Source organism: Bacteroides sp. AM10-21B (assembly GCF_003472565.1).
In the GTDB taxonomy this organism is placed as follows: Bacteria; Bacteroidota; Bacteroidia; order Bacteroidales; family Bacteroidaceae; genus Bacteroides; species Bacteroides propionicigenes.
Genome location: NZ_QRME01000008.1, coordinates 177,798 through 202,019, shown reverse-complemented (window position 1 = coordinate 202,019; position 24,222 = coordinate 177,798). Strand labels below are relative to the sequence as shown.

Here is a 24,222-nt window from a genome sequence, read left to right as displayed (position 1 = left end):
TATGTCGGCAGATACAAATACTTCTCACAAACAAAAGGGAGGCTGGCGGTCGCTGAGTCCGCTGGCCGTATTCCTTTGCCTATACCTCATCACCTCACTGCTTGTAAACGATTTCTATAAAGTGCCGATTACGGTGGCGTTCCTGCTGTCGTCCTGCTATGCCATCGCCATCACGCGGGGGCTGAAACTGGAACAGCGCATCTACCAGTTCTCCGTGGGCGCAGGCAACAAGAACATATTGCTGATGATATGGATATTCGTGCTTGCCGGAGCCTTTGCCCAAAGCGCCAAGCAGATGGGGGCTATCGACGCCACGGTGAACCTGACCCTGCACATCCTTCCGGACAACCTGCTGCTGGCGGGCATCTTCATTGCCGCCTGCTTCATCTCCCTGTCCATCGGAACAAGCGTGGGGACAATCGTCGCACTGACCCCGGTAGCGGTGGGGCTGGCGGAGAAAACAGGCATCGACCTCCCCTACATGGTTGCCATCGTGGTGGGCGGTTCGTTCTTCGGAGACAACCTCTCGTTCATATCGGACACCACGATTGCATCTACCAAGACGCAGGACTGCGTGATGCGGGACAAGTTTAAAGTGAACTTTATGATTGTAGTACCTGCCGCACTGATTGTATTGGGCATCTACATCTTTCAAGGGCTGTCCCTCTCCGCCGCTCCGCAGATACAGGAGATTGAATGGATAAAGGTAATCCCCTACCTCATCGTACTGGGTACGGCAATAGCCGGAATGAACGTGATGCTCGTACTGCTGCTCGGCATCTTCTCTACCGGCATCATCGGACTGTTCACCGGAACGGGCTTCTTCGACTGGTTCGGCGCCATGGGAACGGGCATCACCGGCATGGGCGAACTTATCATCATCACCCTGCTGGCAGGCGGAATGCTGGAAACAATCCGCTACAACGGCGGCATAGACTTCATCATCGCCCGCCTCACCCGCCACGTCACCGGCAAGCGGGGTGCGGAACTGAGCATAGCCGCACTGGTAAGCGTCGCCAATCTTTGCACCGCCAACAACACCATCGCCATCATCACCACCGGGCCCATCGCCAAAGATATAGCCAAACGCTTCCATCTGGACCGCCGGAAAACGGCAAGCATACTCGATACATTCTCCTGCCTCATTCAAGGCATCATCCCCTACGGCGCGCAAATGCTGATAGCCGCAGGGCTGGCAAGCATTTCGCCCCTCAGCATCATAGGCAACCTGTACTATCCGTTCTGCATGGGCGCCTTCGCCATACTTGCCATATTAATGAGGTATCCGAGGAGATATTCGGGAGGGGAGTGAAGAATGAAGAATGGGGGATGAAAGCAAATAATTCATCATTCATGATTCAAAATCCAAAATATTATCCTACCTTTGCACCCGCTATTACGAGTTAGTAGCATAATTCAAATCATTAACTAAAAACATTTTAATTAAATGGCAACAAAAATCAGATTGCAAAGACATGGACGTAAAAGCTACGCTTTCTACTCTATCGTAATTGCAGACGTAAGAGCACCACGTGATGGTAAATTTATTGAGAAGATTGGTACTTACAATCCTAACACCAATCCTGCCACAGTAGATTTGAAATTTGACCGCGCACTTGACTGGGTATTGAAAGGTGCACAACCTACCGACACTGTTCGCAACATCCTCTCTCGTGAAGGCGTTTACATGAAGAAACACCTCCTTGGCGGTGTAACAAAAGGCGCATTCGGCGAAGCTGAAGCTGAAGCTAAATTCGAAGCATGGAAGAACAACAAACAAAGCGGTTTGGCTGCTCTGAAAGCAAAAGACGAAGAAGCTAAGAAGGCTGAAGCCAAAGCACGTCTGGAAGCTGAAAAGAAAGTAAACGAAGTGAAAGCTAAGGCTTTGGCTGAAAAGAAAGCTGCTGAAGAAGCTGCTAAGGCCGCTGCCGAAGCACCTGCAGAAACAGAAGCCACTGAAGCTCCTGCCGAAGAAGCTCCCGCTGCAGAAGCTGCTGCTGAATAAAGAAGCACAGCCCCCCTTGTGAAAAAGGGACAAAAAACATAAAATCCTCATTGGTTGCACCGATGGGGATTTTTTATTATTATCTTTGCCGCTACAAATTATTTATTTAATGAAAAAAGCAATGAAAAAATTAACTTACCTGCTCGCTGTCGCTGCCATATTTGCAGCCTGTAACAGCGGAAACAAAGGTTACACCGTAACCGGAACAGTAGAAGGTGCAACCGATGGCGACACCGTTTATCTGCAAACCGTAGAAGGCCGCCAACTCGTAAAACTCGATTCCGCAGTCATCACCAACGGAACCTTCACCTTCAAGGGAACGCAGGACAGCGCAGTCAACCGATATATCACGTGCCAACCCTCCGGAAAAGAAGGTGTGCTGATAGACTTCTTCCTTGAAAACGGAAAAATCAACATCAAACTGACTTCCGGTGAAGGCGACTCCGCCACCGGTACAGCCAACAACGACATCTACCAAGGCATCCGTGACAAGCAAAACGAACTGAACAGACAGATGAACGTCATCTACCAGTCCATGTCCGACACCATCCTGACGGATGAACAACGCGAAGCCAAAGCCAAGCAGATGAATGACTTGGAGGAACAATATGTCACCGTCGCCAAAGAGGGAATCAAGCAAAACATCGATAATACGGTAGGAGTATTCCTGCTCAAGAAGAACCATTACTACATGGACGTGGAAGAGCTTGACCCGCTGATGTCGCAAATTCCCGCAACATACAGCAACGACGAAACCATCATCCGCATCAAGGAGAACGTAGAAAAAATGAAAGCTACTGCCGTAGGCAAGAAATTTACGGACTTTGAAATGCAGACTCCCGAAGGCAAGACCGTAAAACTGTCCGACTATGTAGGAAAGGGCAAAACCGTGCTCGTAGACTTCTGGGCAAGCTGGTGCGGACCCTGCCGCCGCGAAATGCCGAATCTGGTGGAAGCCTATGCCAAGTACAAGAATAAGAATTTCGAAATCGTCGGCGTTTCCTTAGACCAAAGCGGCGACTCTTGGAAGGAAGCCATCAAGAAACTGAACATCACTTGGCCGCAAATGTCCGACCTGAAATACTGGAACTGCGAAGGCGCCAAGTTGTATGCCGTAAGTAGCATTCCGCATACCGTACTGATTGACGGTGACGGAATTATCCTTGCACGCGGCCTGCATGGCGAGGAACTGCAAGAAAAGCTGGCTGAGGTGCTCAAGTAAGTAAGAAGCAAAGAGCCGGTAGGAGTATAGGACAAAGGGTGTGCTGAAGCCCGAATTGGCACATCATTCTGTCATTCAGAGGAGCTTGCGACGAAGAATCTCCTCCCTTATATGTAAGGAGAAGAGATTCTTCACTCCGTTCAGAATGACAGAATGATGTGCCAATTCGGGCTTTAACATATCCTTTGTTGTTTTGCAACCACGCAGCTCAACGACCGAAACCACGCAGCTCAACAGTCACAACGTGCGTGCTCAGAGACACCGAAGTGCGTGCTTGGACGCAGTGGCGTGCGTGCTTGGACTCGTGCTCAGACAGAGAAGATGCGGTCTGCCATATCCTTGCCCAGCTCCACTGTTTTCCACTGTTTTGCTTCGTCCTCCGCCGAGGGATTAAGAAGATTGTCCGCATCGGGCAGACAGAGCGTCAAGTGCTTTACGGGTATATAATTCAGGACTTCTTCTATTTTTGCCTGCAATTCATCCAGCTCCTCTTCATCGGGATAATAAGAGAGCACGAAGCCGAAAACCGCTTCCCGCTCGTGTACAAACCACAACAGGCGGCTGCGGTCGCAAATTCCGCAATCATAATTCAAGAAATAGGCATCCGCGCCATGCAGCCGTATCAGCATGTCCGTTGCGGCATGGAAAGCCACGAACAAGCCTTCGGGACGCTCGCGCAACACCCGGTTGTTGAGACGGGCGGCTTCATCGGTCAGCATGGACTTGATGCCCTCAAACTGCACATAGCGGCAACCTGCCTCATAAAGCCCTTCCAACAACGTCCTATAAGCCACAGCCAAATCATCCAGCAATACATTCAAGTCCGGATAAACAGACTTCAAACACTCGGCTTCCGTTTCGCGGAGAATACGCATCAACAGCTTGCCGGGCGAAGGCATATGCTGTTTGGGCAGCACGTCTTCCGCAGCGTTCTGTGCCAGAAACGCAAAATCTTCCAGAACCGGATGATGAAGCAAACCGATTCTGCCTGTCACCTCCAGCCGGTCATCGGACGAAGAATCGGCATCGCTTTTACAGCGGACTCCCTCCCAGCCTTCCAAAAAATCATAGCTCCGAAAACCGCCGTCTGTTACTACCTTTATGCCTTCCGACCTCAAACGCTCCATCAAATTACGAATCTCCGCATCTTCTACGGCTCGCAATGCTTGCAGGCTGATTTGCCCGTCTTTATATTCCTTCCTTGCATCCTGCAACGCAGAAGGTACACACAATGTACCTGCAATATCGACCTTGAAAGGTGGAAATATCTTTCCCATATTCACACTCCTTTTTACCTGATAATAATTAGAAATTCAAGACTTTGCCACATCTCGCGAATGACAAAGAGTAGCAAATATAGCCAAAGTATTTGAAAAAACAGCAAGTGAAATCCCTATTTCTCATTGTCCGTCTTGAAATAGATTGACACACAATGGCATACAAAATTACCAATAACGTACAACTAAAGACAATCTGAAAAACAGAAAGTTTTCCATTCTACAAAAGACTATATTTGATTATCAGTAGATTAACCATTTTTAATCCAACAAAAGTTTTCCAAAAGTGAAAACATAAAGAAAACTGTAATACCTTTGTTTCGCAATTAATCCCTATTATTAAAATCTAAAAATACTATCAATTATGATACAAACGGTACTCAAGCGTGACGGACGCGTCGTCGGCTTCAACGAAGAGAAAATAGTAACTGCCATCCGCAAAGCCATGCTCCATACCGACAAGGGGGAAGATATGCAGCTGATACGCCAAATCACCGACCACATCTCCTTTAAAGGCGATGCCCAAATGACGGTGGAAGCCATTCAGGATTTGGTGGAAATGGAACTGATGAAAAGCAGCCGCAAGGATGTCGCCCAAAAGTACATCGCCTACCGCAACCAACGCAGCATTGCCCGCAAGGCAAAGACACGCGATATGTTCTTGGAAATCATCAACATCAAATCCAACGACATCACCCGCGAAAACGCCAACATGAATGCCGACACACCGGCAGGCATGATGATGAAATTTGCCAGCGAAACCACCAAACCGTTTGTGGACGACTATCTTCTGAGCGAGGAAGTGCTGGATGCCGTCAGCCACAACTACCTGCACATCCACGACAAGGATTATTACCCCACCAAGAGCCTGACGTGCGTACAGCATCCGCTGGACCGCATCCTTACGTACGGTTTCTCTGCCGGGCATGGAGAATCGCGCCCGGCAAAACGCATCGAGACAGCCAGCATCTTGGGGTGTATCTCACTGGAAACCGCCCAGAACGAGATGCACGGCGGACAGGCCATTCCCGCATTCGACTTCTACCTCGCTCCCTACGTGCGCAACAGCTATATCGAAGAGATAAAGAATCTGGAGGAACTGAACGGCAAGGATTATTCGCATCTCTACCGGAAGGAACTGACGGATTATCTGCAACACCCGCTGGACGGACTGACCGATGATCGCCGCATCGTCCAGCACGCCGTAAACAAGACCGTAGCCCGCGTGCACCAGTCTATGGAAGCGTTCATCCACAACATGAACACGATACACTCGCGCGGCGGAAACCAAGTGGTGTTCAGCTCCATCAACTACGGAACGGACACCTCCGCCGAGGGCCGCTGCATCATCCGCGAACTGCTGAAAAGCACTTATCAGGGTGTGGGAAACGGCGAAACGGCCATCTTCCCCATTCAGATATGGAAAAAGAAACGCGGCGTAAGCTACCTGCCCGAAGACCGCAACTACGACCTCTACCAACTCGCCTGCAAAGTAACCGCACGACGCTTCTTCCCGAACTTCCTGAACTTGGACGCCACCTTTAACCGAAGCGACGACTGGAAAGCCGACGACCCCAAACGCTATGAGCACGAGGTTGCCACCATGGGATGCCGCACACGTGTGTTTGAAAACCGTTTCGGCCCGAAAACATCCATCGGACGCGGAAACATTTCTTTCTCTACAATCAACATTGTCCGCCTTGCCATAGAGTGCATGGACATAGCGGACAAGGAGCAACGCATCGCCCGCTTCTTTGCCAAGCTGGATGCCATGCTCGACACCACCGCACGCCAGCTTCACGAACGCATGGAGTTCCAAAAAACGGCATTTGCCAAACAGTTCCCTCTGTTGATGTCCGCTTTGTGGATAGGCTGCGACAAACTAAAACCGAACGATGACATTTCGTCCGTAATCAACCAAGGTACGCTGGGCATCGGTTTCATCGGTCTGGCAGAATGTCTGGTGGCGCTTTTGGGCAAGCACCACGGAGAGTCGGAAGAGGCCCAGGAACTGGGAATAAAAATCGTAACTTATATGCGCGACCGCGCCAACCAGTTCTCCGACCGATACCAGCATAACTACAGCGTGCTGGCCACCCCCGCCGAGGGTCTGTCGGGCAAGTTCACACGTGTAGACCGCAAGAAATTCGGCTGCTTGCCGGGCATTACGGACCGTGATTACTACACCAACTCCAACCACGTGCCCGTGTACTACAAGTGCAGCGCCCGCCATAAAGCGGAAATCGAAGCCCCCTACCACGACCTGACCCGCGGCGGACACATCTTCTATGTGGAGATGGACGGCGATGCCACCCACAACCCCGAAGTCATTATGCGCGTAGTGGATATGATGGACCGGTACAACATAGGCTACGGCTCGGTGAACCATAACCGCAACCGCTGTCTGGAATGCGGGTACGAAAACTCTACCGCCGACTTGGAAGCTTGCCCCAAATGCGGCAGCACCCATATCGACAAACTGCAACGCATCACCGGCTACTTGGTGGGAACCACCGACCGCTGGAACCAAGCCAAACTTGCCGAACTGAACGACAGAGTAGTACATGGAAATGAAGAATGAAGAATGATGAATGAAGAATTTTGAGTGAAGAATTTTGAGTGATGAACGGGAAATGAAGGGTATCATTCTTAATTCTTCATTCTTCATTCTTCATTCTTCATTCATCATTCTTCCCCCATTCTTCATTCTTAATTCTTAATTCTTCATTTCAACAATGCTTTCCATTCTCGACATATTAGAAGATACTACGGTGGACGGTCCCGGTTTCCGTACCGCCATCTATGCAGCCGGATGTCCCAACGGATGTCCGGGCTGCCACAATCCGGAGTCGTGGGACATCAACCGCGGACGCTGGATGAGTACCGATGAAATACTGCAAAAGGTGCTTGCCGATAACTTTGCAGACGTAACCTTCAGCGGGGGCGACCCGATGTATCAACCCGAAGGCTTCACCGAACTGGCACACGCCATCAAGAAGCAAAGCCGGAAAAACATCTGGTGCTACACCGGATACACCTTTGAGTCACTGTTGCGCAATCCCCGACAAGCTAAACTGCTGGAGTATATCGACGTACTGGTGGACGGCAAATTCAAGAAAGAGCTGCGCGACGAAGACCTCTACTTCCGTGGCAGCAGAAACCAACGGCTGATTGATGTGCAGGCTTCACTGAAAGCAAACGAAATTGTAAGTTACCGGTACAATCCGGGCATTTAATGAATATTTTTTCTACATTTGTAGCCGCTAAAAAAATCTATAACGAGATACTGCAACCGTGAAACAAAAACAATTTTACAGACAGGCGATACGCTTCCGCCGTTGGAGCAGGAAGGCTTATGCCGCATTTGCCAGTATAGGCAAATGTGTCACCATCGGCTGCCTGCGCAAGAACGCGGCCGACAGCTCGCTGCGGAAACAAGATGCGGTGCAGACTATCCCCTATTTTATTCATACCATGACTATTGACGAATTGAAAGCCCGGGTATTGGCAGGCATAGACATATCGCCCGACCAAGCCGCCTGGCTGGCGAATACCGCCGACCGTGAAGCGCTTTATGCCGCTGCACACGAGATTACCACAAAGTGCGCACAGCGCGAGTTTGATATGTGCTCCATCATCAACGCCAAGTCGGGACGTTGCCCCGAAAACTGCAAATGGTGCGCACAATCAGCCCACTACCACACCAAGGCCGACATCTACGACCTGCTCCCCGCAGAAGAATGCCTCAAACAGGCGCAATACAATGAACGGCAGGACATCAACCGTTTCTCCCTCGTCACCAGCGGCCGAAAACCCTCTTCCCGACAGATGGAACAACTTTGCGATACGGCACGCCATATGCGCCGCCACTCCTCCATACAGTTGTGCGCTTCCCTGGGACTATTGAACGAAAAAGAGTTGCGCGACCTGCACGATGCCGGCATCACACGCTACCATTGCAACCTGGAAACAGCCCCTTCCTTCTTCCCCACCCTGTGCAGCACGCACACGCAAGAGGACAAACTGCGTACACTGCAAGCTGCCCGCAACGCAGGTATGGACATCTGCAGCGGCGGCATCATAGGCATGGGCGAAAGTATGGAGCAACGCATTGAATTTGCTTTTACACTGAAAGAACTGGGAGTGCAGTCCATCCCCATCAATTTGCTCAGTCCCATTCCGGGCACTCCGCTGGAAAACCGTCCGCCGCTGACGGAAGAAGAAGTACTGGTTACAATCGCCCTCTTCCGCTTCATTAATCCCACCGCCTACCTCCGTTTTGCCGGCGGACGTTCGCAACTAAGCAAGGAGGCGGTGAAAAAGTCTCTTTATATAGGTATCAATTCGGCCATCGTGGGCGACTTGCTGACTACACTCGGCTCTAAAGTTTCCGAAGACAAGAAACTGATAGAAGAAGCCGGGTATGAGTTTTGCGGTTCGCAGTTCGACCGCGAGCATCTGTGGCATCCTTATACTTCGACCACCAATCCTCTGCCTGTATATAAGGTGAAGCAAGCGGACGGAGCTACGATTACGCTGGAAAGCGGACAGACATTGATAGAGGGAATGTCCTCTTGGTGGTGCGCCGTACACGGCTATAATCATCCGGTACTGAACCGGGCGGCAACGGAGCAACTCGGCAAAATGTCGCACGTCATGTTCGGAGGACTGACGCACGATCCCGCCATCGAACTGGGAAAACTGCTGCTGCCGTTAGCACCGCCTTCCATGCAGAAGATATTCTATGCAGATTCAGGCTCGGTTGCCGTGGAAGTGGCTCTGAAAATGGCAGTGCAGTATTGGTATGCCAAAGGCAAGGCAAAGAAAAACAATTTTGTTACCATACGAAGCGGCTATCACGGAGATACATGGAATGCCATGTCGGTATGCGACCCGGTGACGGGGATGCACTCACTGTTCGGCTCGGCATTGCCTGTGCGGTATTTTGTTCCGCAACCCCGCTCACGGTTCGACGGAGAATGGAATCCGGAAGACATTCTCCCGCTGAAAGAAATCATAGAACAGCATGACGATGAACTGGCAGCCCTGATACTGGAACCGATAGTGCAGGGTGCAGGCGGAATGTGGTTCTATCATCCGCAGTATCTGCGCGAAGCGGCAAAGCTATGCCGGAAGCACGGTCTGCTGCTTGTCTTTGATGAAATAGCAACAGGGTTCGGACGTACCGGAAAGCTGTTTGCATGGGAGCACGCAGGAGTAGAGCCGGACATCATGTGCATAGGCAAGGCTATGACGGGCGGCTACATGACGCTTTCCGCCGTACTGGCAACCAACGAAGTGGCAGACAGCATCTCGAATCATGCTCCGGGAGCTTTTATGCACGGACCTACCTTCATGGGAAACCCGCTGGCGTGTGCCGTAGCCTGCGCATCGGTGGGCTTGCTCACATCTCCCGAATATAATTGGCAGAAGAAAGTGACACGTATCGAAGCGCAGTTAAAGCAAGAACTGGAACCCGCACGGCAACTGCCGCAAGTAGCCGATGTGCGGATACTCGGAGCCATCGGTGTCATAGAAACCCGAAAACCGGTAGATATGGCATGGATGCAACGACGATTCGTAGAAGAAGGCATTTGGGTACGTCCGTTCGGCAGGCTGGTTTATCTGATGCCTCCGTTCATCATTGAACCGGAACAGCTCAGCACTCTGACAAAAGGGTTGATTAAGATTGTAGAAGAAATGAAATAAGTAAGTATTGAAATTTAATTTACATCAAGAACGATAATCTGAAAATGAACACAATACATGAAATGCAGCAAGAGCTGCAACTCCTTGAAGCGCACAGCAATCTGCGCCGCCTGCCCGAAATGGCGCACGACGGAAGGGAGGTCATCGTGAGCGGTAAACGAATGCTGAACCTGTCGTCCAACGACTACTTGGGACTGGCATCCGACCGTACATTGCGCGAAGAATTCCTCCGCACTCTCACCCCCGACACCTTCCTGCCCACCTCCTCCTCCTCCCGACTGCTGACGGGAAACTTCAGTGTGTACGAAGAACTGGAAGCCGAACTGTCACACCTTTTCGGCACGGAAGCCGCATTGGTCTTCAATAGCGGCTATCATGCCAACACCGGCATTCTGCCTGCCGTGAGCGATGCACAAACGCTGATACTTGCCGACAAGCTCGTCCATGCCAGCCTGATTGACGGTATCCGCCTTTCGGCTGCCAAGTGCATCCGTTACCGCCACAACGACCTGAAGCAACTGGAACGGTTACTGAAAGAGCATCACACCGCCTATCACCAAATCATCATCGTCACCGAAAGCATCTTCAGCATGGACGGCGACCAAGCGGATTTGCAAACCTTAGTAGAATTAAAACACCGATATGACAATGTACTGCTCTATGTAGACGAAGCACACGCCTTTGGCGTACGCGGCAAGCAAGGATTGGGATGTGCCGAGGAAGGCGGCTGCATCCGTGATGTTGACTTTCTCGTCGGTACATTCGGAAAGGCGGCTGCATCCGTAGGCGCCTACATTGTATGCAAAAAGGTGGTGCGGGAATATCTCGTAAACCGTATGCGCACTCTCATCTTCACCACCGGACTGCCCCCAGTAAACATTGCCTGGACGCTGTTCGTTGTACGCAGGCTGGCTGATATGCAGGAACGGCGCGAGCATTTGGCCAATATCAGCCGAATGCTCCGCGAAGCTTTGCAGGAGCATGGCTACGAATGCCCCAGCACCAGCCATATCGTCCCGATGGTAGTCGGACCAAGCGCAGACACTATCCTACGGGCGGAAGCATTGCAACGGCACGGTTTCTATGCCCTGCCCGTCCGTCCGCCGACAGTGCCGGAAGGAACGTCACGCATCCGCTTTTCGCTGACAGCGGAAATCAGAAAAGAAGAGATAGAAGAACTAAAAAAACACTTAACCGTTCATACTTAAACTTAATAATCCCGACACTATCGGTCATTAAAAAAAAACGATGAAACAAGTTTATATCATACACGAAAATCATCCGAAGCTGTTATTGCTGTTTGCCGGCTGGGCAGCGGATGAAACTCCCTTCAAGCAATACCTCCCCAAAGGTATGGACTACATGATTTGCTACGACTACCGCACACTCGATTTCGACAAATCCATCTTCGACCGCTATCGGCAAATAAATGTGGTAGCTTGGTCTATGGGAGTTTGGGCAGGCTCTATCATACTCAGTCAAGTCCGTCAGGACAACATTCTCAGTATAGCTTTCAATGGAAGTACATACCCCATTGATAACTTAGAAGGCATTCCCTTGCAAACTTATCAAGCTACTCTTGACGGTCTTACTCCCGTCTCACTTCAAAAATTTCTGCGCCGTATGTGCAAAGACAGTAACGCTTACAAGGCATTCATGGAAATAACTCCCCGACGGAACTTCGATGAAATAAAGGAAGAGTTAAGACTCATTCAGGAGCAATACTTCGAGATGCGTGGAGACATAAGAAACGACATATACGACGAAGCCGCCGAGGATAAGTTCAGTGAGTATTATGATATGTACAGATACCAATACGACTATACCTTTATCGGCAGTAACGACCGGATATTTCCACCTGAGAATTTGAAGCTCAACGGCAACGGCCCGATGGAGGGTGTCGTAGTCATGACCGACAGCGCACACTATGACGAAGCCATGTTCCGCTTTCTGCTGCAAGATATGTGGGAAATGCCTGTTGATGACTTTCTATACAAACTCAAGAATATGGACATCTGACAAGAAACAACAGAAAATGACTGACAACGCCATTCAATCCGTTGACAAAGCGCTCGTTGCCAAGCGCTTTGCCCATGCACGAAATACATACAGCCGTGAAGCCCGCGTGCAGCAACAAGTAGCGGAAAAGATGCTGCGCCTGCTAATGGAACACACCGGTGCTGCTACCGCCGTGCATAACAGTACCGACCCTGCACAAAGCCGCCTCCGCAACATCCACCCCTTTCGCCATATCGCGGAATTCGGATGCGGCACGGGATGCTATTCCCGCTTGCTGCTCCATACCCTGCAACCGGAAACTCTGCTGCTCAACGACCTGTGTCCCGAAATGGAAGAATGTATAAAGGATATTTTCAATCAGAACAGTAAAGGCTGTGTCAGCTTCCTGCCCTGTGATGCGGAAGTCCTCGATTTTCCACAAGGAACGGACTTGATTACTTCTTGCTCCACGCTGCAATGGTTTGCCGACACGAAACGTTTCTTCGCCCGATGCCACCGTTTTTTATCTGACGACGGTATTCTTGCATTCAGTACATTCGGCAAGAAAAATATGCAAGAAATTCATACTCTGACAGGACATGGGCTGGAGTATCTGCCTCTTGAAAATCTGCAAGCTTTGCTATCACCCCATTTCGAAATCCTTTACGCCGGAGAAGAGATTGTCTCCCTGCCTTTCGATACTCCGCTCGAAGTGTTGCAGCACCTTAAACAAACCGGAGTGACCGGCACCGAAAAGAGAATTTGGACTCGCGGGCGCCTGCAAAACTTCTGCAATGAGTATATCCGAATGTGTGGCAATGCAGACCATAGCGTTTCGTTGACTTATCACCCGATTTATGTGATTGCCAAAAAGAAAAAGAATTAAAGTACAACTACCTATGTTTAACCATTCATATAAGATATAAAGAAGTATGAAACCAGCTATCTATTTCATCAGCGGCATTGATACCGATGCCGGAAAAAGCTATTGCACCGCTTGGTATGCCAAACAGCTATCCCAAAACGGGCAGCTTGTAATCACTCAAAAGTTTATTCAAACCGGAAACACCGGTCATTCCGAAGACATCGACCTGCACCGCCGTATCATGGGTACAGGCTATCTGCCCGAAGATGAAGAAGGACTCACCATGCCCGAAATCTTTTCCTATCCCTGCTCTCCCCACCTTGCGGCACGCATTGACAACCGCCCTATCGACTTCTGCAAAATAGAGCATGCCACACAGGAACTTGCCCGCCGTTACGACATCGTACTGGTGGAAGGAGCCGGCGGTCTCATGGTTCCTTTGACTGAAGAATACCTCACCATTGACTACGTTGCCGAGAAGAACTACCCGCTTATTTTCGTTACATCCGGGAAATTGGGCAGCATCAATCATACTTTACTGAGTTTGGAAGCCATTAAGCATCGGGGAATTATACTTGATACGGTATTGTACAACCTTTATCCCACGGTAGAGGACAAGACCATACAAAACGACACGATGCAGTACATACGGGACTATCTCTCCAAACATTTCCCCGGAACGAAGTTTGAGGTAGTACCGGAAATAAATAATCAGCCTTAAACCATGTAATCTGTGGTGAATTTTGTAACTTTGCACGTTATAAAACGTCATACGACACATGGAAGCATTTACATTCGATACAACTGAAAAGATATTGCTCGCAGCGACGGGAACTCTTTTTATTATTCAAGCCCTTTATTACTTTTGTCTGTACAACCGTATTCATTTACGCAATCGTGCCGTAAAACGGAACAATGTACACTTCTCACAAGAGTTCCCCCCTGTATCGGTCATTATCTGCGCCCGGGAAGAATCCGAGAACCTGCGCCGCAACCTGACCGCTATTCTTGAACAGGACTATCCGCAGTTTGAAGTGATTGTTATCAACGATGGCAATACGGATGAAAGCGAGGATTACCTGACCCTGCTGGAAGAGAAATATCCACATCTCTATCATAGTTTCGTTCCCGACTCTTCCCGCTATATCAGTAGGAAGAAACTTGCCGTAACCCTCGGCATCAAAGCAAGCAAATATGACTGGCTCGTCTTTACCGAAGCCAATTGTTGCCCGCAAAGTAACCAATGGCTGCGTCTGCTGGCACGCAACTTCACCTCACGTACGCAAGTTGTTCTGGGATATAGCGGCTACGAACGCGGCAAAGGCTGGTTGCACAAGCGGGTAGCATTCGACAATCTTTTCACTTCCATGCGCTATCTCGGCTTTGCACTTGCAGGCAGCCCCTATATGGGTATCGGGCGTAACCTTGCCTACCGCAAGGAAGTATTCTACCGGGAGAAAGGTTTCTCCGCACATCTCAATCTCCAACGCGGTGACGACGATTTGTTTATCAACCATATAGCTACTGCCGAGAATACTCGCGTAGAAACAGATGCAGATGCCATCGTGCGTATGCAACCCGTACTCCGCACTAAGGACTGGCGTGAGGAAAAGATAAGTTACGCATCTACCGCCCGGCTCTATCATGGCGCACAAAGATGGTTGGCTGGATTGGAAACCACTACCCGTCTGGCATTCTATGTATCATGGCCGGCTATGCTTGTGACAGGCATACTGAACTACCACTGGTTGGCAGCCGGTATTGCACCTCTTTTATGGATACTCCGCTTCGTATTACAGGCAATCATCATCAACAAGACCGCAAAGGATTTGAACGACCAACGCAGATACTATTGGTCGCTGCCTGTATTTGATGTGCTTCAACCTCTGCAATCTCTTCGTTGGAAACTCTACTGCCTGTTTAGAAAGAAAAGCGGATTTCTGAGGAAGTAGATTTATTTACTCGTAACGCATGGAATTTGCCGGATGAATGCGCGTGATAAGATATGACGGCCCCAGCAACATGATAAGTGAAGCTAACAGCGTGCCAACGTTCAGTAACAAGAAAATCCAGATATTGAAAGAAACGGGAACAGTATCCATATAGTAAGTTTCCGGATCGAGCCGGAATAACCCTGACCATTTCTGGATAAAATAGAATGCCAACCCTATCGCATTGCCCCACAACATACCCTTTCCGATAAGGAACACTGCCAACCAAAGGAATAGTTTGCGGATAGTGAAATTATTAGCGCCAAGAGATTTCAGAACACCAATCATCGAAGTACGTTCAATGATAATTATCAACAGTCCAGAAACCATTGTAAAGCCGGCAACTCCTATCATCAGAATAAGGATAACCCATATATTGACGTCCAGAATGCCCAACCATGCAAAAATCTGCGGATTGAGTTGCTCCACATTCAGCACACAGTATTCTGCACCGTAAGGGTCTGGCTGTCGACTTACTTCATCAGATATCCGGTAGGTTGTTTCTTCCAGTTTGTCGTAATCATGCAGTTCCAGTTCCACTCCGCTCACTTGGTCGGACTTCCATTTGTTCAGACGGTTCACCAAACACAAATCGGTAAGAAGGAACAGATTATCGTATTCGGAAAAGTTTGTCTGATAGATGCCGACAATCGTCAAACGACGGGCGCGTACATCATCCTGTATATAATAGGTATCTATTTTATCACCAAGTTTCAGCTTCATTTTATCGGCTATCACCTTCGAAATGACTACACGATTGGTGGAAGCCGAGTCGCTGAACTGAGGAAACTCTCCCTCTACCAAATGGCGGTGAAAGAAAGAGATGTCATATTCAGGTCCTATCCCTTTCAACACCATCCCCTGAAAAGCATCGGCTGTCTTTATCATACCCGGCTTTGTGGAATAGCGCTGCACTTGCTTCACCTCAGGATTATCTATGAGGGCAGCAATCATACTGTCCGTCACAGCTATAGGGCGGGTTTCAAAGGAACGTGCCGCATCCGAATTGCTAATCTGGATATGAGAGCCGAACCCTATTATCTTATCGCGCACCTCGCTCTTGAAACCGATTATCACCGACACGGCAATAATCATTACCGCCAACCCGATAGCAACACCGGCAGTTGCTATCAGTACGGCAGGACGGGAAACTTGTTTTCCGATATCACCTTCGCTGTAAATACGACGAGCGAGAAATAAGGATAAAGACATCTTTTTCTATTATTCCGTACGACCCGGATAGGCTTCAAGCGCTTTGGAAAGCACAAATAACGCACGGGTCAAATCTTCTTTCTTCAATACATAGGCTATGCGGACCTCATTACGACCGGAACCCGGTGTTGTATAGAAGCCGGAAGCCGGAGCCATGAAAACTGTCTGCCCTTCGTACTCAAATTCGGAAAGACACCATGCACAGAATTTGTCTGAATCATCTACGGGCAGTTTGGCTACGGTATAAAACGCTCCCATAGGAATAGGTGAATATACGCCGGGGATACGGTTCAGACCGTCAATCAGGCATTTACGACGTTCTACATATTCATCGTAAGTATCACGCAAATAGTCTTCTCCCGCATCCAAAGATGCTTCGGCTGCAATCTGACCTATCAACGGCGGACTTAAACGCGCCTGGCAGAACTTCATAACAGCATCTCGTATCTCCTTGTTTTTCGTTATCAGCGCACCGATACGAATACCGCATTCCGAGTAACGCTTGGATACGGAATCAATCAGCACTACGTTATTTTCAATACCTTCCAGGTGACAGGCTGAAATATAGGGAGAACCCGTATAGATAAACTCACGATACACTTCATCGGAAAAGAGAAAAAGGTCATACTTCTTCACGAGGTCGCGTATCTGGTTCATTTCGCGACGGGTATACAGATAACCGGTAGGGTTATTGGGATTACAAATCAAAATAGCACGTGTGCGGTCATTTATCAGTTCCTCAAATTTTTCTACTTTAGGCAGTGAGAAGCCCTCTTCTATAGTCGTTGCAATCGTGCGGATTTTAGCGCCTGCAGAAATGGCAAACGCCATATAGTTGGCATAAGCCGGTTCCGGCACAATAATCTCATCACCCGGATTAAGGCATGCCATAAAGGAGAACAATACAGCCTCCGAACCACCGGAAGTAATGATAATATCATCGGCAGTGAGCTTGATGTTATATTTATCGTAATATCCCACCAATTTCTCACGATAGCTACGATAGCCCGCACTGGGACTGTACTCCAATACCTTACGGTCAATATTGCGAATGGCATCAATTGCGACTTGCGGTGTGGGCAGGTCAGGTTGTCCGATATTGAGATGGAATACATGGACGCCCCTTTGTTTGGCTGCATCTGCCAAAGGAGCCAGCTTTCTGATAGGAGATGCAGGCATCTCCATTCCGCGAATAGAAATTGTTGGCATGAGTATTTTATATCATTTTATCATTTAAGTCGCAAATGTAGTGATTTATTTGATACTAAAGGGAAGCTAAGACATAAAAACTTTAAAAACCTTATCTATATTAAAAACACTATGCTATTTAAAAAGATTCTTGTACCTTTGAAATAGTAAACAAATAGACAACTACAGCTGTTTCATCATAAACCAACATTAAAATAGTAAGTAATACCATGGTCATCAACCTAATAACTTTTGCTTCACTGTTACATAAGCAAGCATCTGTTCGCAGTTCCCATGAAATAATATTGACTGAGTTGGAAAAATACTTCACCGTCAATTTTATAGATTATCAAGATATCAACAAACTGGCTCCCGATGATTTCAGTATCCTGTTCATCGCCACCGGTGGAGTGGAACGGTTGGTTATCCAACATTTCGAAGCCCTTCCCCGCCCCGCCATTATACTGGCAGACGGTATGCAGAACTCACTTGCCGCCGCCCTCGAAATATCATCATGGCTGCGCGGACGAGGAATGAAAAGCGAAATTCTTCATGGCGAATTGTCCGAAATCATTAAACGCATTTTTGTACTGCACAGTAATTTCATGGCACAACGCAGTCTCTTCGGAATGCGTATCGGTGTAATAGGTACTCCGTCAAGCTGGCTCATTGCCAGCAATGTAGATTATCTTCTTGCCAAACGCCGCTGGGGAGTGGAATATACGGATGTATCACTGGACCGCATTTATGAATACTACAATCAAATCACCGATGACGAAGTAGGCGAAGCGTGCGCCCGCCTTGCAGGAAAAGCACTTGCCTGCCGGGAAGCGTCACCCGAAGATATGATAAAAGCCATGCGCCTGTATCGCTCTATACGGAAAGTGGTGGATGAAGACCGTTTGAGCGCACTTACCTTAAGTTGTTTCCGTCTGATAGAGCAGACGGGCACCACCGGTTGCCTGGCACTCTCCATGTTGAATTATGAAGGCATCATTGCCGGATGTGAAGGTGACTTGCAGTCTGTATTCACCATGCTCGCCGCCAAAGTGCTTACCGGGAAATCTACTTTCATGGCCAACCCGTCCATGATTAATGCACGCACCAACGAAATTATACTGGCGCATTGTACAATTGGTGTAGCACAGACAGAACAATTCATTATTCGCAATCACTTTGAAACGGAAAGCGGCATTGGCATACAGGGAATATTGCCCACCGGAGACGTGACAATCGTAAAGTGTGGCGGCGAATGCCTTGATGAATATTACCTCGGTACGGGTACGTTGACCGAAAACACTAACTACATCAATATGTGCCGTACGCAGGTACGCATAAAGATGAATACTTCAGCAGAATATTTTCTAAGAAATCCTTTGGGGAATCATCACATCATGCTACATGGCAATTACGAACAAGTGATTGATGAATTCCTGCAGTCCAACGGATGCAAGAAAATAGAATAAGGCTTTAACCGGAGTGCGATTACATTACATTATCCTTCATTCTGACTTCAAAGCGGGTTCCTTCGCCCGGCTTTGAAGTTACTGTTATAGTACCGTCAAGACGTTCTACAATCGTCTGGCAGATACTCAACCCCAAACCGGCACCTTGCGTAAAGCTATCCGCCTTATAGAAGCGCTCGAAGATATGTTTCTGATCCTCATCGGATATACCCGCTCCGGTGTCTTCCACGAAAACAGTTGTATATCCGGGCTCCTCCACATTATATCCAAAAGTAATGCTGCCTTTTGTAGTAAACTTCTTGGCGTTGTTAATCAGATTATTCACTACTTGCTTCAGACGTACGGAATCAGTAATAATATCTTTGCCTGCTCCTTCGGGAAAATCGGTACGCAATTCCACCCCCTCTGGCATACTTAACCTTTGGGAATCGTAAACCTGCTGCATAATAAATGTAAGGTTGTAAGAAGAGAACTGAAAATCCATAGTACCTGACTCAATACGTGAAAGATCCAGAATATCATTAATCAATGCCAACAACAACGTACAATTGCTATTGATAGTCTCAACAAACTGTTGCACTTCCTCCGGCGAGAAAGCGTCTAAGTCTTTCAATAAATCGGAAAAACCTACTATCGCATTTAACGGCGTACGTATCTCGTGACTCATATTTGCTAAGAATGCCGATTTCAACTTATCAGCCTGCAAAGCACGGTCACGGGCGGCAATCAACTCATCTTCGGTATTCTTATACCGCTGAATACTCTGGCATACCCCCAACACCATATAGGGAATATCTGCCGTCAAACCATCATAAGCGGTACTACGGAACTCCCACCACTCATATCTTCCGTCTGCATTCTGCAAACGGAAACTCATACGGGAATTAGGCTCATGCCCCAACATGATATTATCAAAATGCTTGCGTGTACGAGGCAAGTCTTCCGGATGAACAATCTGATCCAATACTTCCCTTGAAATATAATCCGTATTATCATAACAATTGAAACGTTGTAACAATCCACCGGGAAAATGAAAACATTTCATACGGGTGTTGTACTGCCATGGATAAATGGAACTTTCCTCAATAGCCATATTAAAGAAACGTTTCTGCATCTCTTCATCAGAGATATTACGGCAAACGATTGCCATACCTGTCAGTTTGTCTTTCGCAAAAATAGGTACCACCTCGCCTGAAACAGGGAAATAAGTGCCTTTCGCATTCTCTTGCATAAATGCTTTCTCAGGTATAACAACAGGTTTCTTGTCGTGGATAACTTGTTCCAACAACCTTTTTAAAATATTCTCACCATTTATATAAACACGAAAAATCGAACCGGCCATCTGCCCTTCGTACGAACGCTCCATATATATATCGGAAGGTAATCCTAACATCTCTACCAAAGCCCGGTTAACGAAATGAATGTGCATATCCGTATCATACGTTATCAACCCGTCACGAATAGAACAGAATATTTTTTCGAATTCATCCCGCTGCTCCACCAAACGTTGCTGTATCAACAGGCGGGTCTGCGCATGTATACGCTTGCGGGATTCGCGGCGGTTACTCCGATAAAGCCAGATAACCAAAAACGCCAACGCACCCACTATCACCGAATAGGACAGAATAAACCATACCCGATAGCGATCTATTAAAGGGATATTCAAAATACTTCCCCGCAGTTCAACACTCTTTACGTCGACATGGAAAAAGTCAAGTTGTTTGTAATCGAACAACAGCTTACCGCCCAAGTCCCCTACTCCGAATGAACCGGGTGACTGACCTTTCAGTATATTTGCCGCTTGCACACCCGCAGCATAAGTATCTACCGCCGGTTCTACATCATAAACACATAAAACTCCTTTCGCCATTGCCAGGTTTTGGTTGGCAAATACAGGTGCTTTCAGTTTTAAAGACAAAAAGGGAATCCATTTAGGGGCTATGACAATGTACTTATGGGCATTGTAGTCATAGCAAATAGATGTAATAATGGAATTAAGCGACTTTTCCTGAACATTCAGCGTCCTTAACTTGTATTCCGGATGCTTCTCCTTAAAAGGTATCCAGGCTTCTTTTACCGCTCTCACCCCCTTACTACTTAAAAAACTACTATCCGACAAGCAAATAATCTCCCTACGTGCAGGGAACAGGCGTATAGCTTCCTCCAACAAAACATTGAAATCCGTTTTCGATGTAAAACCCGAAACGTTCGGCATCTGCTCAAACAACTTTTCATCAGGATATTTAATACCCGAAACAACTACCGGAATTTGATAGGGTAATGAGTCGCCACAGTGAGTCAAAGTATAGAAAGCCTCATCACTGGACGTTACAATCAGATCTGTTTTACGCTGTCTGGCGCGTTCACATATACGACGCATAATGACACATTCCGAAGCGAAGGTCCAAAAGTCGGCATTCAAATATTCGGTAACAATATTCGCCTTTACCCCACCCTTTTCCAGCCCTTCCTGCAAACCGGCAATAAGGTTGCTATGCCACGAAGCACTGTTTGTATATGACTGTATAAAAAGCACATTATAGTTTTTTTCCTCAGCCGAGAGTGTCCCCGATGTCAAGCACAAAAAAACTAATGAATATATTAAGAGAAGGTGTTTTCCCATTTCGTTTGTTTGATTTGTCTGTATAAACTTATTTACAGATACGCAAATATACAAGTTATATTGAGAATTTACACCTTTTTCCCTTAAAAAAACTTTATTCATCGTGCAATGCCTCAGCCGGATGTACCTTCATCGCTCTATATGCGGGATACCAGATTCCGGCAACAATCATCAACGCCATAAGCATCCATGTCAAAACGAGAGCCGACGAGAATCGTACCACATCGAATGTTATCCGGCTTACATCCACCAATTCGGCAATGCTGACATTGAAAACTATAATTGCCGCTGGTACGGTAGTCAGTGTCAGCAACAGTAGCCCTTCACACACAAGGCGCGAGAAGATTTGTTGGCGACTGCTTCCCATAGCCATACGCAACGCTACTTCCCGACGACGTTGTTGCGTACGGAACCAAAATGTCCCGATTACTCCCAAGAAAATATTCAGCATAAGAAAGCCAAGCACACAAAGCTGCGTTTTCAATTCGTTTGTTTCTTCCAATTCGCAAATTTCACGCAAATCACTGAAAGAAGTTATATCCAGCAAATAAATATTTCCTACTTGATACAAACGGTCGGCATCGTCCATCAAACGGGTAATAAAGTCGTAGTCCTCATCTTTACTGACCCTCAGACTCAAATCAAAAAAACGAGCGTCACCATACTCTTTCATCACGTCCAAACTTAAATTAGTAGCCACATACGAACCTCCATATTGCTTTGACGTATAGAAATGAGACCAGCGTACAGGCGCACCGATTGCACCGATACGATAACGGTCGGAAGCATCCTTACTCCAAAAAGGGACTTCGCGTCCCAATAACGACGAAGCGTCCTTTACGCCTGCCTGCGGATAATCGTCCGCAAGATTCGAAGTAGCCACTATTTCATTCCTTCGTAACGCTTCCACCAGTTTATCCGATCCCGTCCCGTCATGGGCAGAATATTTGAACACCCGAAAAAAATCCGGCTCTATCCGAAGGTGATGAGAGTGCACCATCACAGTATCTATACCGATATTAATGCTATTACTTCCCTCATTATATGGGAAACTGTTTTGTGAGAGTGCCACAGCCTCCACACCCGAACGATGGCGCAAGCGATCAATTATCTGCAGTAAATCTTCCAAATCATCATCTATCGTCAAATCCGGATTATAGGCGGCAGACTTCGGAGTGAGTTTGCCTACAGAAATATCATAGCAGTGCTCCACATCGAATCCCATAGGTGCCCTATACACGCGAGCGGTCACTGTAACCCAGTCTACAATATACCATAGTACGACAAAGACCAGTAATAATTCTACTAAGAGAAAAAGATTACTGCGCCATTCGTTTATTATCTGTATGAAAATCTTTTTCATGTTAATGTTTATCTTTGATTTATAGCGTCCGTTATATTCATTCTCGATGCACGCCATGCCGGTATACCCGCCGAAAGGATATTCATCAGTAAGCAAAAGCCGAAGGCCAAGAGAAAAGCCCAAGGTGAAAGCAGCATACCCGGTGTCAGGGATGTTTCACCTACCAAATAAGCATTAGTGGTATTATTGAAAAGAAAACCGTTCAGCAAGAAAGTAGCCGCATAGCTTAATAACAGTCCCAATGAACCGGCAACCAACGTTAGAAGAAGATTCTCAAAAAAGACCTGCCGCACCAGTTCACGACCTGTTGCCCCAAAAGCCTTGCGAACACCAATTTCAGCCATACGCTTACGCATACGCGAAAGCGTCATGCTACTTAAGTTAATGGCGGGTACAAGAAGCAGAATAACAATAATCAGCATATAACGCAGAATTATCGCTTTTGTATCAGGAATTTCGTTCCATTTACGATAGAGACTGGCGAACTGTTCGTCCGGTTGCCCACGATAAAAAACTTCTACATCACGCAACCCCTCGTTGTATTTATGACGCAATAGTTCCGTTTCCTGACGGATAGCCGGAAATTCAGCAGATGAATGCGCCAGAATAACGGCACGCATTGACCCCATTGTACCTTCTTCCCAGTCCAAATTTCTCATATCCGTTGAGTTATAGGGTATCCACACCTGCGCGTAAGCCGAAGTGGCAAGCATGGACACATCCGCCACTACACCGGATATGCGATAATCCACATGATTCAGTTGTAAGATTTGTCCCGCAACATCTGTCCTGCCGAAAAGACGGCGTGCTACTGTAGCACATATAACGGCTCGCGGCAATCCCGCATCACTGTCCTCTTTTGTAAAGGCGCTTCCACTAAGAAAACGAAAACGGAAAACCTGCCAGAAGCTTTCATCTGTTTCCTTCATGTCTGCCGTTGTTTTTGCTCCGGCCGGTACAGCCGCACGTACTTTTTCCGGCAAAGAGACTAATGTGACCACTTCCGCTGTTTTCAGACTTTTGAAGCATTCCTGCCCCGTACGCACAGACATAAAAGAATTAGCGGAATTGCTGTCGGGCGCCCCTTTTGCCTTTACAGACATGGTCGATACATAGAGCGAACGGCTACGGTTTATTTCCGGTTCACAATCTACAAGCCGCACTTGGAAGGTGATGACAACCACCATAATCATGCAGATAGACAAAGCCGTTCCCAATATGGAAACCCACGTTATAATCGGATTTTCACGTAAGTGAAAGAGAGCCTGTTGAAAATAAAGACGGATCATATTCTATTATTCAA

The 24,222-nt window shown here is 47.7% G+C and carries 18 protein-coding genes; 12 read left to right on the top strand and 6 right to left on the bottom strand.

From position 1 onward, the window contains the following. Nucleotide 1 precedes the first annotated feature (1 nt). From DW121_RS12440 to DW121_RS12430, 3 genes are all read left to right on the top strand, one after another. On the top strand, nt 2-1,312 hold the full coding sequence (locus DW121_RS12440) for a Na+/H+ antiporter NhaC family protein (protein ID WP_117712453.1): 1,311 nt from the start codon (nt 2-4) through the stop codon (nt 1,310-1,312). A 135-nt stretch (nt 1,313-1,447) separates the two neighbouring features. Beyond that, nucleotides 1,448-2,005, top strand: coding sequence for a 30S ribosomal protein S16 (locus tag DW121_RS12435; protein ID WP_117712451.1), 558 nt, complete (start codon nt 1,448-1,450; stop codon nt 2,003-2,005). A gap of 121 nt (nt 2,006-2,126) precedes the next feature. After that, nucleotides 2,127-3,227, top strand: a complete 1,101-nt coding sequence (locus DW121_RS12430; protein WP_118323972.1) for a TlpA disulfide reductase family protein — start codon at nt 2,127-2,129, stop codon at nt 3,225-3,227. A gap of 308 nt (nt 3,228-3,535) precedes the next feature. On the opposite strand, the gene DW121_RS12425 is transcribed toward DW121_RS12430, so the two are convergent. Further along, entirely contained in the window at nt 3,536-4,504 is a 969-nt protein-coding gene (locus DW121_RS12425) for a cobalamin biosynthesis protein (protein ID WP_118323937.1), read from the bottom strand. A gap of 364 nt (nt 4,505-4,868) precedes the next feature. Between DW121_RS12425 and DW121_RS12420 the strand changes: the two genes are divergently transcribed. The 8 genes from DW121_RS12420 to DW121_RS12385 all read left to right on the top strand — a co-directional run bounded on the left by DW121_RS12420 (nt 4,869) and on the right by DW121_RS12385 (nt 15,028). Then, the gene (locus tag DW121_RS12420; RefSeq protein WP_117712447.1) at nt 4,869-7,085 is read left to right on the top strand and encodes an anaerobic ribonucleoside triphosphate reductase; all 2,217 of its coding nucleotides are present in this window, start codon (nt 4,869-4,871) and stop codon (nt 7,083-7,085) included. Between the two features lie 154 nt (nt 7,086-7,239). After that, entirely contained in the window at nt 7,240-7,740 is a 501-nt protein-coding gene (gene nrdG / locus DW121_RS12415) for an anaerobic ribonucleoside-triphosphate reductase activating protein (RefSeq protein ID WP_117712444.1), read from the top strand. A gap of 238 nt (nt 7,741-7,978) precedes the next feature. Further along, nucleotides 7,979-10,213, top strand: a complete 2,235-nt coding sequence (gene bioA, locus DW121_RS12410) for an adenosylmethionine--8-amino-7-oxononanoate transaminase (RefSeq protein ID WP_233555810.1) — start codon at nt 7,979-7,981, stop codon at nt 10,211-10,213. A 44-nt stretch (nt 10,214-10,257) separates the two neighbouring features. Continuing rightward, nucleotides 10,258-11,421, top strand: a complete 1,164-nt coding sequence (locus tag DW121_RS12405; RefSeq protein WP_118323935.1) for an 8-amino-7-oxononanoate synthase — start codon at nt 10,258-10,260, stop codon at nt 11,419-11,421. Between the two features lie 40 nt (nt 11,422-11,461). Continuing rightward, nucleotides 11,462-12,232 carry a pimeloyl-ACP methyl esterase BioG family protein gene (locus tag DW121_RS12400; protein WP_118323934.1) on the top strand — a complete coding sequence of 257 codons (771 nt, stop codon included), beginning with the start codon at nt 11,462-11,464 and terminating at the stop codon, nt 12,230-12,232. Nucleotides 12,233-12,248: 16 nt separating this feature from the next. Continuing rightward, entirely contained in the window at nt 12,249-13,097 is an 849-nt protein-coding gene (bioC, locus tag DW121_RS12395; RefSeq protein ID WP_118323971.1) for a malonyl-ACP O-methyltransferase BioC, read from the top strand. Between the two features lie 46 nt (nt 13,098-13,143). Beyond that, nucleotides 13,144-13,797, top strand: a complete 654-nt coding sequence (gene bioD, locus DW121_RS12390) for a dethiobiotin synthase (protein WP_117712434.1) — start codon at nt 13,144-13,146, stop codon at nt 13,795-13,797. A gap of 58 nt (nt 13,798-13,855) precedes the next feature. After that, nucleotides 13,856-15,028 carry a glycosyltransferase gene (locus DW121_RS12385; RefSeq protein ID WP_117712431.1) on the top strand — a complete coding sequence of 391 codons (1,173 nt, stop codon included), beginning with the start codon at nt 13,856-13,858 and terminating at the stop codon, nt 15,026-15,028. A gap of 6 nt (nt 15,029-15,034) precedes the next feature. Here the strand turns inward: DW121_RS12385 and DW121_RS12380 are convergent, their stop codons facing one another. Continuing rightward, nucleotides 15,035-16,279, bottom strand: coding sequence for an ABC transporter permease (locus tag DW121_RS12380; RefSeq protein ID WP_118323933.1), 1,245 nt, complete (start codon nt 16,277-16,279; stop codon nt 15,035-15,037). Nucleotides 16,280-16,288: 9 nt separating this feature from the next. Continuing rightward, nucleotides 16,289-17,488 carry a pyridoxal phosphate-dependent aminotransferase gene (locus DW121_RS12375; RefSeq protein WP_118323932.1) on the bottom strand — a complete coding sequence of 400 codons (1,200 nt, stop codon included), beginning with the start codon at nt 17,486-17,488 and terminating at the stop codon, nt 16,289-16,291. 209 nt (nt 17,489-17,697) lie between these two features. Here DW121_RS12375 and DW121_RS12365 point away from each other — a divergent pair, with 209 nt between their 5' ends. Further along, entirely contained in the window at nt 17,698-18,933 is a 1,236-nt protein-coding gene (locus DW121_RS12365; RefSeq protein ID WP_118323931.1) for a fucose isomerase, read from the top strand. A gap of 19 nt (nt 18,934-18,952) precedes the next feature. Here the strand turns inward: DW121_RS12365 and DW121_RS12360 are convergent, their stop codons facing one another. The 3 genes from DW121_RS12360 to DW121_RS12350 all read right to left on the bottom strand — a co-directional run bounded on the left by DW121_RS12360 (nt 18,953) and on the right by DW121_RS12350 (nt 24,208). Beyond that, nucleotides 18,953-21,556: a PAS domain-containing sensor histidine kinase gene (locus DW121_RS12360; protein ID WP_118323970.1), complete on the bottom strand. Its 2,604-nt coding sequence runs from the start codon at nt 21,554-21,556 to the stop codon at nt 18,953-18,955. Between the two features lie 94 nt (nt 21,557-21,650). After that, entirely contained in the window at nt 21,651-22,919 is a 1,269-nt protein-coding gene (locus DW121_RS12355; RefSeq protein WP_118323969.1) for an ABC transporter permease, read from the bottom strand. Between the two features lie 8 nt (nt 22,920-22,927). Further along, entirely contained in the window at nt 22,928-24,208 is a 1,281-nt protein-coding gene (locus tag DW121_RS12350) for an ABC transporter permease (RefSeq protein WP_118323930.1), read from the bottom strand. Between the last annotated feature and the right edge of the window lie 14 nt (nt 24,209-24,222).

What these genes read in the sequence shown, in the direction of transcription:
- DW121_RS12365 (WP_118323931.1), top strand. Translation starts at nt 17,698, where the DNA reads ATGGTCATCAACCTAATAACTTTTGCTTCACTGTTACATAAGCAAGCA.
- DW121_RS12360 (WP_118323970.1), bottom strand. Translation starts at nt 21,556, where the DNA reads ATGGGAAAACACCTTCTCTTAATATATTCATTAGTTTTTTTGTGCTTG.
- DW121_RS12375 (WP_118323932.1), bottom strand. Translation starts at nt 17,488, where the DNA reads ATGCCAACAATTTCTATTCGCGGAATGGAGATGCCTGCATCTCCTATC.
- DW121_RS12400 (WP_118323934.1), top strand. Translation starts at nt 11,462, where the DNA reads ATGAAACAAGTTTATATCATACACGAAAATCATCCGAAGCTGTTATTG.
- bioA (WP_233555810.1), top strand. Translation starts at nt 7,979, where the DNA reads ATGACTATTGACGAATTGAAAGCCCGGGTATTGGCAGGCATAGACATA.
- DW121_RS12355 (WP_118323969.1), bottom strand. Translation starts at nt 22,919, where the DNA reads ATGAAAAAGATTTTCATACAGATAATAAACGAATGGCGCAGTAATCTT.
- bioD (WP_117712434.1), top strand. Translation starts at nt 13,144, where the DNA reads ATGAAACCAGCTATCTATTTCATCAGCGGCATTGATACCGATGCCGGA.
- DW121_RS12425 (WP_118323937.1), bottom strand. Translation starts at nt 4,504, where the DNA reads ATGGGAAAGATATTTCCACCTTTCAAGGTCGATATTGCAGGTACATTG.
- bioC (WP_118323971.1), top strand. Translation starts at nt 12,249, where the DNA reads ATGACTGACAACGCCATTCAATCCGTTGACAAAGCGCTCGTTGCCAAG.
- DW121_RS12385 (WP_117712431.1), top strand. Translation starts at nt 13,856, where the DNA reads ATGGAAGCATTTACATTCGATACAACTGAAAAGATATTGCTCGCAGCG.
- DW121_RS12440 (WP_117712453.1), top strand. Translation starts at nt 2, where the DNA reads ATGTCGGCAGATACAAATACTTCTCACAAACAAAAGGGAGGCTGGCGG.
- DW121_RS12380 (WP_118323933.1), bottom strand. Translation starts at nt 16,279, where the DNA reads ATGTCTTTATCCTTATTTCTCGCTCGTCGTATTTACAGCGAAGGTGAT.
- DW121_RS12435 (WP_117712451.1), top strand. Translation starts at nt 1,448, where the DNA reads ATGGCAACAAAAATCAGATTGCAAAGACATGGACGTAAAAGCTACGCT.
- DW121_RS12350 (WP_118323930.1), bottom strand. Translation starts at nt 24,208, where the DNA reads ATGATCCGTCTTTATTTTCAACAGGCTCTCTTTCACTTACGTGAAAAT.
- DW121_RS12405 (WP_118323935.1), top strand. Translation starts at nt 10,258, where the DNA reads ATGAACACAATACATGAAATGCAGCAAGAGCTGCAACTCCTTGAAGCG.
- DW121_RS12420 (WP_117712447.1), top strand. Translation starts at nt 4,869, where the DNA reads ATGATACAAACGGTACTCAAGCGTGACGGACGCGTCGTCGGCTTCAAC.
- nrdG (WP_117712444.1), top strand. Translation starts at nt 7,240, where the DNA reads ATGCTTTCCATTCTCGACATATTAGAAGATACTACGGTGGACGGTCCC.
- DW121_RS12430 (WP_118323972.1), top strand. Translation starts at nt 2,127, where the DNA reads ATGAAAAAATTAACTTACCTGCTCGCTGTCGCTGCCATATTTGCAGCC.